We start from the raw sequence: 9,328 nt of genomic DNA, 5'->3' as shown, positions 1-9,328 counted from the left end.
GCGTAACGACACGACTCTTAGAATCCACGCGATTTCAATCCGTGGAGAACTCAAGAAGGGCAACCGGCTTTGGGGAAACAGCAAACCGCAAAATAAGCTAGTCGGTAACTGCTTTTAACAAGAGTCGGGAAGAATTCCGCCATCTCCCAATCAATAATCCCAACGCTCACCAAACATGGGTAGAGCGTTGGACTTCCCGTTTAAAGGTAAATGTTACTATTACTCATAAAGCCAAGAGGTTATGGTTGGTTCCCAGCTAACTAGCTCTTCGTCCTTAAACCAAAGACTAATCTCCTGCTGCGCTGTCTCAATGGCATCTGAGCCATGGATAAGATTGCGACCGGTGTCTAACCCATAATCGCCCCGAATGGTTCCTGGTTCAGCTTCCAGAGGTTTGGTAGCACCAATCATCTTTCTTGCGGAAGCCACTACTCCATTTCCTTCCCAGACCATTGCTACTACAGGACCAGAGATGATGAATTCGATTAGTTTGGGAAAGAAAGGTCTCTCTTTGTGAACAGCGTAATGCTGTTCGGCAAGTTCACGGCTGACGTTCATAAGCTTCAGCCCAACTAAGGTAAAACCTTTTGTCTCAAAACGCTGGATGATTTGACCAACAAGATTCCGTTGTACACCATCCGGCTTAACCATCAGAAATGTCCGTTCCAAGTTTATCTCCTCAAATTGTTTAACTCAGGTCAATCTTGGGCATAGCCTTTCCTATGATATTCCTTTAGGACTAAGATTCAAGCCCGCTCTATTGCTAGCTCAATTAACTGATCCACCAATTGTGGAAACGGAACACCTGTAGCTGCCCACAGTTGGGGATACATACTGGTTGCCGTAAAACCTGGTAAGGTGTTGATCTCGTTGATGAAGATTTCCTTAGTGGCTTCGACATAAAAGAAGTCTACCCGTCCTAAACCAGCCCCATCAACGGCAGTAAACGCCTGGATTGCCATTTCCTGAATCTGGGTAATGACGTCAGTGGGCAAGGGAGCGGGGATTAACAAGTCCGCTTGACCCTGAGTGTATTTGGTTTCGTAGTCATAGAAATCACTATCATAAGTAATTTCACCAACTACTGAGGCTTTGGGATGATCGTTCCCTAGTACAGCACACTCTACTTCTCGCCCTACTACCCCTTCTTCTACAATCAACCTGCGGTCATAATTAGCAGCATTATCTAAGGCGGCTTCTAATTCAGAACGCGATCGCACTTTGGCAATCCCTACCGATGAGCCTAAATTAGCTGGTTTGACAAAGTAGGGATAGTTTAAGGTTTCCTCAATTTGGTCACAGAGTTTGGTAAATACACAGGGATCAGACCAAACTTGCGATCGCAAAACTTCCATGTAGTTGACTTGGGGTAATCCGGCTTGGGCATATACTGTCTTCATTGCCAGCTTGTCCATGCCTACAGCAGAACCCAAAACACCACTACCGACAAAGGGAACTCCCATTAGGGTTAGTAATCCCTGAACTGTGCCATCTTCCCCATTTGGCCCATGGAGGATGGGAAACCAGACATCTACCTCACTGACAACGGCAGGAAATTGCCAGACATTACCGTTAGGAGCAGATTCTAGGGGAGTTCCCGAGTCTAAAACCTGTGCGATAGTTTCGACCGCTGTCCAGATGCCATTTTTTTGAATGTACACTGGCACCAATTCGTACTTAGAGGCATTTTCATCGGCACACAGAGCGTTTGCGATCGCTCTTGCAGAACTAATCGAAACTTCGTGTTCTCCTGAGACACCACCAAACAGCAGTCCAACTCTACGTTTTGTCATATTAGTATACAGTTAATTAAAAATCCTCTAATAAAGAACCCAAGCGACTTAGTAACGGATCATCAGATTGATCAGCGTCTTTTTCCCATCCTACTTGAGCCGTAGCATCTGACTCTCTAGTCGCTTTTGCTGTGGATCCCTGTTCTGTGGCGCGAGACACATCCGTCGTACTAAAATTGGACAGCACTGTTTCTACACCAGCAACTTGCTGTTTTAAGTGTTCGAGTTGTTGATGAGAACGGTCATCGACTTGCTTGACCTGTTCGATTAATGCCATCAATTGATCATCAAGTTGTTCAGAGGATTCTTCAGTAGATAGAACTTGCTCTAATTTCCCAAGCTGCTGTTGTAACTGGGTCAATTGTTGAGTTGTATTAGAGTCTATTTCCTCAATTCGTTGAGTCAGATCAGTTAGCTGACTATTCAGTTGGCTAGGACTCTGAACGGATAACGTCTGTACCACTTCAGTTAATTGCTGCTGCAGTTGGGTTAGCTTGTCTTCAAGATTTCCAACACTTGCTGTTTCCTCGGTTGTTCCCTCGGTTGTTTCCTGGGAGGATGCTTTTTCCTGAGAGGATTCTGGTTTTAACAGAAACTCTTGGATAGCTTGCTTGCAAAACATGCTAAAGCTAGGATACTGACCCTTAGCTAGTTCTTTCTCCACTGCCTTTAGTAGGGCTTGATCCTCCCGGTTAGTGGTAAATGCTACTGTTTTATTTACTTTTTTTGCGATCGCTGCCATGGGAATTATTCCTATAATCCTACTGGATAATTACAATAAAATTTATCGAGATGCTGATTGCTTCTGCACCTCTCCATAAATGTATTGTCCCAAAGCATTCGCTTTTCGAGAGGGTTGAGCTAAGTAACCCTTGAGTCTAGCTTCCTTAAAGATAAGTTGAAGATCATTCCAGAAGAATTGTCCACCACCACCGGTCACGACTACGTCTGTGGTGCGTTCTGGTAGCCAAGCGAGCAAGCGATCAGATAGTTCACGGGCAAAACTTTTGCGCAAACTCGGTATAATTTCGTCGAGGTCTGTGGGCTGAGCAGCACCCTTAGGACGATAAAAGCGCTCTCCCTCTGGACGATTAACCGCTTTGATTAATAGTAACGATTGACTGTCAGCTCCCTGAATTTGGGTAGCTAATTGATCATAAAACTCATTCATGGCAAATGCTTCACTCTGAGATGCTCCTCTAGCAAATCGGAACGAATCTGCCATTATAAAGTCAGTGGTTTGGTGGCCAATATCCACAACGGCGACGGAACGGTCATGTAATCCGCCATCGGATGGATCGTTTTCCTGAACTTCAACCCAGATCAAGCTACCATAGCCCTCTGGTATTACCCAAACTTTCTTAATCGTAATCGAGACTTGTTCCCCTCTGTAGTACATGACATGAGGAGAAGCCAGGATACCAATTAATTCCTCTTTTTCACGCTCAAACTGCTCTTGGGAATGGTAGGGCAATCCCATGATAATTGCCAAGTCACCTTGAAGCTCGAAATGTCCTACGCAGGCAAAAACTTTTATCAAGGCATCTTCTACTTTCGATTGACCAACACCCAAGTTAGCTCCGAAGTCAGCAGCTAGTTGTCCAATGGCGTATCCTTTGCCTTGATACTCCAGCCAAATATCTAATAGAGGGTCACCCAGTCGAGCTTCAAACCCACCCCGACGCACTTGCTCAACGGTAAGATGGGCAACGTTGGCAGGAATGAGCACTACACCATCGGGGTAACGGCTGATACAAGCTTTAGTGGAGGTGCGACCTAAGTCAATGCTGAGAATAGGAACTTTGTTCACGATGGTAGCAAGCTGTTTAGCAGTCATTGGTTAGTATATAAGAGTTTGTCTAACTCAACTCACAAAAAATAGTCCGATGTTTGGAAGCCCCGTCTAGGCAAGAGCGGGGTGGGGACATTGATCAGGCTGTTTGCGATCGCTCTGGCACCAATGGCCAAAAATCCTTAGACTAGTTGTGCAACAGACGCAGGTTGACTCAAGTTGGTTGGACACTATGGCATCTAGCTATTTCATCTCATAATAGTAGAATACTGATTCATAGACCTGTTATACACCTAAGATTAAAACCAATTTCCAATTACTAGATAAGGTGCCCAATAGGCGGGGCGAGCATATTGTCCTCCTGCTTCCAGTAAAGCGATTTGAGCAGCACGAAGGGCTTGGGCTTTGTTTAAGTTTGATTGTCGCAAACCCTGGTAAAATTGGGCGGCAATTTGGGCAGTGGTTTGATCATTAATGAACCAAAGCGAGGCTAAGGCACTTCTGGCTCCTGCTTGAACAGCTACACCTGCTAAACCTAAGGCTGCTCGGTCATCACCAGTGGCAGTTCGACAGGCAGTGAGGGAGATTAACTCCACTGGCTCAGTAGTACTAGCTACGCTGCGAATTACCCGATCTAATTCATCAATGGTGAGTTGATCATTTTCCCCGGTGACTAGGAAAGTATCCTCCGGTTCAGTGCCGAATTCACCATGAGTAGCTATGTGAATAATCGGGTAAACCGTTGCACCTAATTCTTGTTGTAAGCGATCGCGGGTAAATTCCTCATCCAATAGCTGTTTGCTCTCTGGTATGGTCTGTGTCACTGCCTTAACTTCTGTGGATACATTGCTCAAGGCTTCAAATTCACGACCATCGACAATAGCTTCTTTGGTTAAGCCCAACACCAGTGCTCGCCAACTCTGAGGGGTTAATGCTTTAGGCTCAGTCAGGGTGAGGGTGGGAGTGGTTGCGATCGCATAGCGTTCAACTAAAAATTTTTCCCCGTCGTGGAGGGCTGCCATTGGCACAGTGCGTAGGATGCCATCATTGATGAAGACCAGGGTTTCTATTTGAGCTTGTTCTAATTGATTGGCAAAAGGACGAATTAACCAATTATAAATTTTTTGTGCCTGTTGGGAATTGTAAGGCTCAAAAAAGCTTTCTAGTTCTCTACGAAATTGATTAATGTCTTGTCTTATACTGTCGCGATCACTATCAATCCACTCCAATTGCTTTTCACCATTAGGCAGACTTAAAATCACTGCAGTTCGGTCTTTGAGGATAATGGTGCTAATCACAGCTGTCCGAGTACTGACTAGGTCAACTCTGGCTGGATTCACTGCTGCTAACACACAGTCGTTACCAAAATAATCTTGTAATTCTGCTAGTTTGAGACCATCAATGGTTTTCAGGACAATGTTAATATTCTGAGTACGCACATCGGGTGAAGCTGATTTTAGTAAAGTTTGATCTCCCTCTAACCTCAATTCCACTAACTGTCGGTAAATTGGGTTAACGGTGTCAAGAAAATCAAATTGGACATCTCGACTGGCAGTTAGGATATCGCTACGGATTGTTTCGAGAGTAGCGATCGCGTTTTCATAGGCTCCAATTGCCTCAGTTACTTTCCCCTGCTCCTTAAAAATCCGTGCTGTTTGCCACTCCCACAAGTACAGACTATCCTTTGCCAGCAAGTTTTGCTCAGCTGCTAACCTAGCCTGTTGGCTTAACTCTAGGGCTTTGGTATACTGGTCACGACACTCATAGATATGACCCAGTTCCCCTAGGGCAAAGGATTGGGAGCGGTGGTCATTAATCCGTTGCGCTATTCTTACGGCTTGAGCCAGGAGTGCAGTAGCCTGGGGTTCTAGTTTGGGCTGATAGCATCGTATCCAGGGACTAGTTTCATGAGCCGGAGCAATGGGTTGCAACAGGTTAGCTAACTCAATGGCAGCATAAACCTTATCCTGGGAATCTGGTAGAGTTTCCAAGAGGGAGTAGGCTTTTTGCCATTCTTTTTGCCATTTCATAACACTAGCGCTAGATTCACTAAGGCGGTAGTACAGGGGAATCTCATTAAGCCTTGCCCGGATTTGACCGGATTGGTCGTTTTGAGTAATAGCAATATCGAGGCTTTTATGAAAATACTTTAGTGCTTCGCTATCGTTATTTTTAGCTTTTGCTTCGAGTGCCAAAGCCTTTCTTGTGTAGCCGATTTTTTCAGCAGAGTTTGCCCGACGATAGCTGAGCTGAGCTTTGCTACTGTAGGCATTTCCTAAACTATTCAGGGCTGAGGATTGATAGGGAAGGTGGTCAATTTCTTGGGCAATAGTTAAGCTCTCTTCGAGATAGTTAATCGCTAGATCGTATTTGCCCCTGAGGCGATAAGCATCCCCTAAACTCCCCAGAGCCGCAGCAACTCCAAGTTGGTCTTGATGGCTGTGAGCCAGTTGTAACGCACTTTCTGGCACACAGGGGTGATCTTGGGGGTAATCGTAATTAATGGTACCACATAATAATGCGATCGCTTTTTGATTTTGCCCCAATTTACTATAAGCTTGAGCCAGTTCGGTAAGCATCCGCCCTACCTGTTGTAAATCCCCCAGTTGCTGATAATTAGTGATAACTTTTTCCCAGTAGTTAATGGCTTGGTCGATTTGACCAATTTGCTGATAAGCTCTCGCTAAGTTTTCTAGAACAATAGTTTGGTTAGGGCGGTTGTTGGTTTGTTGATAAGTAGTCAGGGCAGTTTGCCAATATTCTATAGCGCTAGTAAAATCTCCCAGTTGGTAGCGTTCCACCCCTTGTTGGACAAGTTGGCTAGCATCAGGGGATTGAGCTGTGGCTGGGTTTCCCAGTTGCAGTTGCCAGGTGGTAGAGGGAAGATGACCGAGCCACAGGGTAATGGTGAGGCTGGATAGGAAAAGAAGTCCTAGAACGGTTCGGACACTGGATTGGCGGCTCATGGGAGAATGCCAGTTGCAGATTTAAATGATAGCAAAGGGAGTCGGGAGTCGGGAGTCGGGAGTCGGGAATCGGGAATCGGGGTGCGTTTCGTTGGCTAGAAACTCTGCTGCATAAACATCAGAGGAAGATTAGCCACTAGGGTAAAACCTAGATAACTTAATATCCATGATGGTGAAAAACCATCCCTCGTGAAATCCGAGTGACAGCCCTACCCTGATTCAATGGAACTAACAAACCTTTGGATTAATGCAAGGGTCGAACAGCGAAGCATCCTAAACCTGACAAGATGTTAGTAGCAGGCAAGGAACTCATGGGTACGCAAGGAAGGTACGTTACAATCATCGTCACGACTTGAGTAGCGAAAGAAGGTTGATACGCTACAGACAAAATGTCACGAAGTCAAAGGAGTATAAGGTTCCCGATTCTTATACTGATTTCCCTAAGCACTTCCGGTGAATAGTACCACCCTAAAAGTTCAAAGAATGGATATTAGGAACGAAATAACCTCCAAAGGCACTCTTAAGAAGGTCGATTCTTAAGTAGGTAGTTAGCCGCAAGTCCTCTGGAGGCGAGATTGAGTCACAAGCAAAAGCTTAGGGTAATGCCTAAGATACGCAGACGGACTCACGTTACATGGAAAGATATGGTCGCAAGTAGTAATGAAAAAGTCTAAAGCTCGGGGATTCATCCCACAGTCGGAATGGAATAAGGTCAATTGGCGAAAGCTAGAAATGACTGTATTTAAGTTACAAAAACGAATATATCAAGCCTCTAAACGTGGTAATGTCCCCGTGGTAAGAAAACTTCAGAAGACTCTGATGAAATCCTGGTCAGCAAAGATGCTAGCGGTGAGAAAGGTAACCCAAGAAAATAAAGGAAAAAGAACTGCCGGAATAGATGGGCGCAAAGCTTTAACCAATAAGCAGCGACTAAACTTAGTAGATTCCCTTAAAATTCACAGGAAACCAAAACCCACCAGAAGAGTTTGGATAGATAAACCCGGTCGTAACGAGAAACGTCCTCTAGGTATACCAACTATCTATGACAGGGCACTACAAGCTCTTACCAAACAGGCACGCTTAACCTGAATGGGAAGCAAAATTTGAACCGAATTCATACGGATTCAGACCAGGACGGTCATGTCATGATGCCATAGAAGCCATCTTCAACTGTATAGGCAAAAAACCAAAATGGGTCTTAGATGCGGATATAGCCAAATGTTTCGACAAGATTAACCACGAAGCATTGCTGAAAAAACTGAATACTTATCCAACACTAAGAAAACTAATAAAATCCTGGCTTAAAGCCGGAGTGATGGATAAAGGAACATTCTCACCTACAAATGAGGGGACTCCCCAAGGAGGAATCATATCCCCCTTGCTGGCGAACATAGCCCTCCACGGAATGGAAGAGTGTATTAAAGAATACGCCAATAATATGAAGGGGACTAAAGAGAAAAATCGTAAAGCCCTTAGCCTCATCAGATATGCGGACGATTTCTTAATAATACACAAAGACCAGAAAGTGGTAGAAGAATGCCTTGAAGTAATTGGCAAATGGCTGAATGAAATGGAATTGGAATTGAAGCCTAGTAAAACGAAAATAACCCACACATATGAAGGTTTTAACTTCCTGGGTTTTCAGGTAAAACAACATAAAGTAGGGAAAAACCAGTCCAAACAAGGCTTCAAAACCATAATCAAACCATCCAACGAAAAAGTGACAGAGCATTACGAAAAACTAGCCAGAATCGTTGAAACACATAAAGCCGCACCACAAGCTAGCCTAATCAACAAATTAAAATTCCAAATTAAAGGATGGTGCAACTACTACAGCTCTGTGTGCAGCAAAGAAACATATAGCGACCTGGTAGACATGCTATGGAACAAACTCAGAAGATGGGGAAACCGAAGACATCCAAAGAAATCCCATGAATGGGTTAAGAACAAGTACTGGGGAACAATCAATGGAGATAACTGGGTATTCAAAGACAAAGAGGTAATCCTACCCAAACATGCCAAAACACCAATAGTTAGGCATATCAAAGTCAAAGAAACCAGAAGTCCATATGATGGCGACCTAATATATTGGGGGAACAGAATGGGTAAACACCCTGAAATGTCTTGTACAAGAGGGAGGCTCTTTACGAGACAAAAAGGAATCTGCCCACAATGTAAACTCAAGTTCAAACCCAATGACCAATTAGAAGTGCATCACATCATACCACGCATAAAAGGCGGTAGTAACAAACCAGATAACCTGGAACTACTACACCTACACTGCCACGATAGGAAACATAGCCACAAGCTATGAAGGTACCAATGAAAATGGTTCATGTAATGAGGAGCCGTATGATGCGAAAGTATCACGTACGGTTTTGAAGACGAGTCAGTGAGGTGACTCACTGGCTTAGTTTAATAATCGGGAGTCGGGAGTAGGTTTTTACATTTAGGGTCAAAGGGGGAGTGTGGGGGGAGAACAGAGAACAACAGAGAAAAGGAGAGAGGGGTAGTTTTTTTGTGTAAGGGCGATTTCGTCAGATCCGATCACAGGGAAATGGGGAGAAGGGCAGAAGGAAAGAATTGTCTCGGTAATTATTGGGTGTTGCTGATTCTGGGTATGGTTTAGCCCCCCTAGCCCCCCAATTTTGGGGGGAACAAAACTCTCTTGCGTCCCCCGATTCCCGATTCCCAATTCCCAATTCCCAATTCCCAATTCCCAATTCCCAATTCCCAATTCCCGATTCCCGATTCCCGATTCCCGATTCCCGATTCCC

5 protein-coding genes and 1 pseudogene are annotated in these 9,328 nt (G+C 44.6%); 1 reads left to right on the top strand and 5 read right to left on the bottom strand.

Annotated features, from left to right (window positions below):
* Positions 1 to 219: 219 nt before the first annotated feature.
* The 5 genes from ndk to BJP37_RS18085 form a co-directional block, all read right to left on the bottom strand.
* The gene (ndk, locus tag BJP37_RS18105; protein ID WP_070393679.1) at positions 220 to 669 is read right to left on the bottom strand and encodes a nucleoside-diphosphate kinase; all 450 of its coding nucleotides are present in this window, start codon (positions 667 to 669) and stop codon (positions 220 to 222) included.
* A 77-nt stretch (positions 670 to 746) separates the two neighbouring features.
* Positions 747 to 1,793, bottom strand: coding sequence for a D-alanine--D-alanine ligase family protein (locus BJP37_RS18100; protein ID WP_075900803.1), 1,047 nt, complete (start codon positions 1,791 to 1,793; stop codon positions 747 to 749).
* 16 nt (positions 1,794 to 1,809) lie between these two features.
* Complete coding sequence (locus tag BJP37_RS18095; protein WP_075900801.1) at positions 1,810 to 2,535, bottom strand: hypothetical protein; 726 nt, start codon at positions 2,533 to 2,535, stop codon at positions 1,810 to 1,812.
* A 42-nt stretch (positions 2,536 to 2,577) separates the two neighbouring features.
* Positions 2,578 to 3,630 carry a filament morphology actin-like protein FcmB gene (gene fcmB / locus BJP37_RS18090; RefSeq protein ID WP_075900799.1) on the bottom strand — a complete coding sequence of 351 codons (1,053 nt, stop codon included), beginning with the start codon at positions 3,628 to 3,630 and terminating at the stop codon, positions 2,578 to 2,580.
* Positions 3,631 to 3,884: 254 nt separating this feature from the next.
* Positions 3,885 to 6,551: a CHAT domain-containing protein gene (locus tag BJP37_RS18085; RefSeq protein ID WP_075900797.1), complete on the bottom strand. Its 2,667-nt coding sequence runs from the start codon at positions 6,549 to 6,551 to the stop codon at positions 3,885 to 3,887.
* A 660-nt stretch (positions 6,552 to 7,211) separates the two neighbouring features.
* On the opposite strand from BJP37_RS18085, the pseudogene ltrA reads away from it, so the two are divergent.
* Positions 7,212 to 8,947, top strand: a pseudogene (gene ltrA / locus BJP37_RS45335) (group II intron reverse transcriptase/maturase).
* Positions 8,948 to 9,328 lie beyond the last annotated feature (381 nt).

This window comes from Moorena bouillonii PNG, from assembly GCF_001942495.1.
Taxonomy (GTDB): domain Bacteria; phylum Cyanobacteriota; class Cyanobacteriia; order Cyanobacteriales; family Coleofasciculaceae; genus Moorena; species Moorena bouillonii.
Note: the sequence above shows the minus strand (reverse complement) of the source record. Positions and strands in the feature narration are given on the sequence as shown.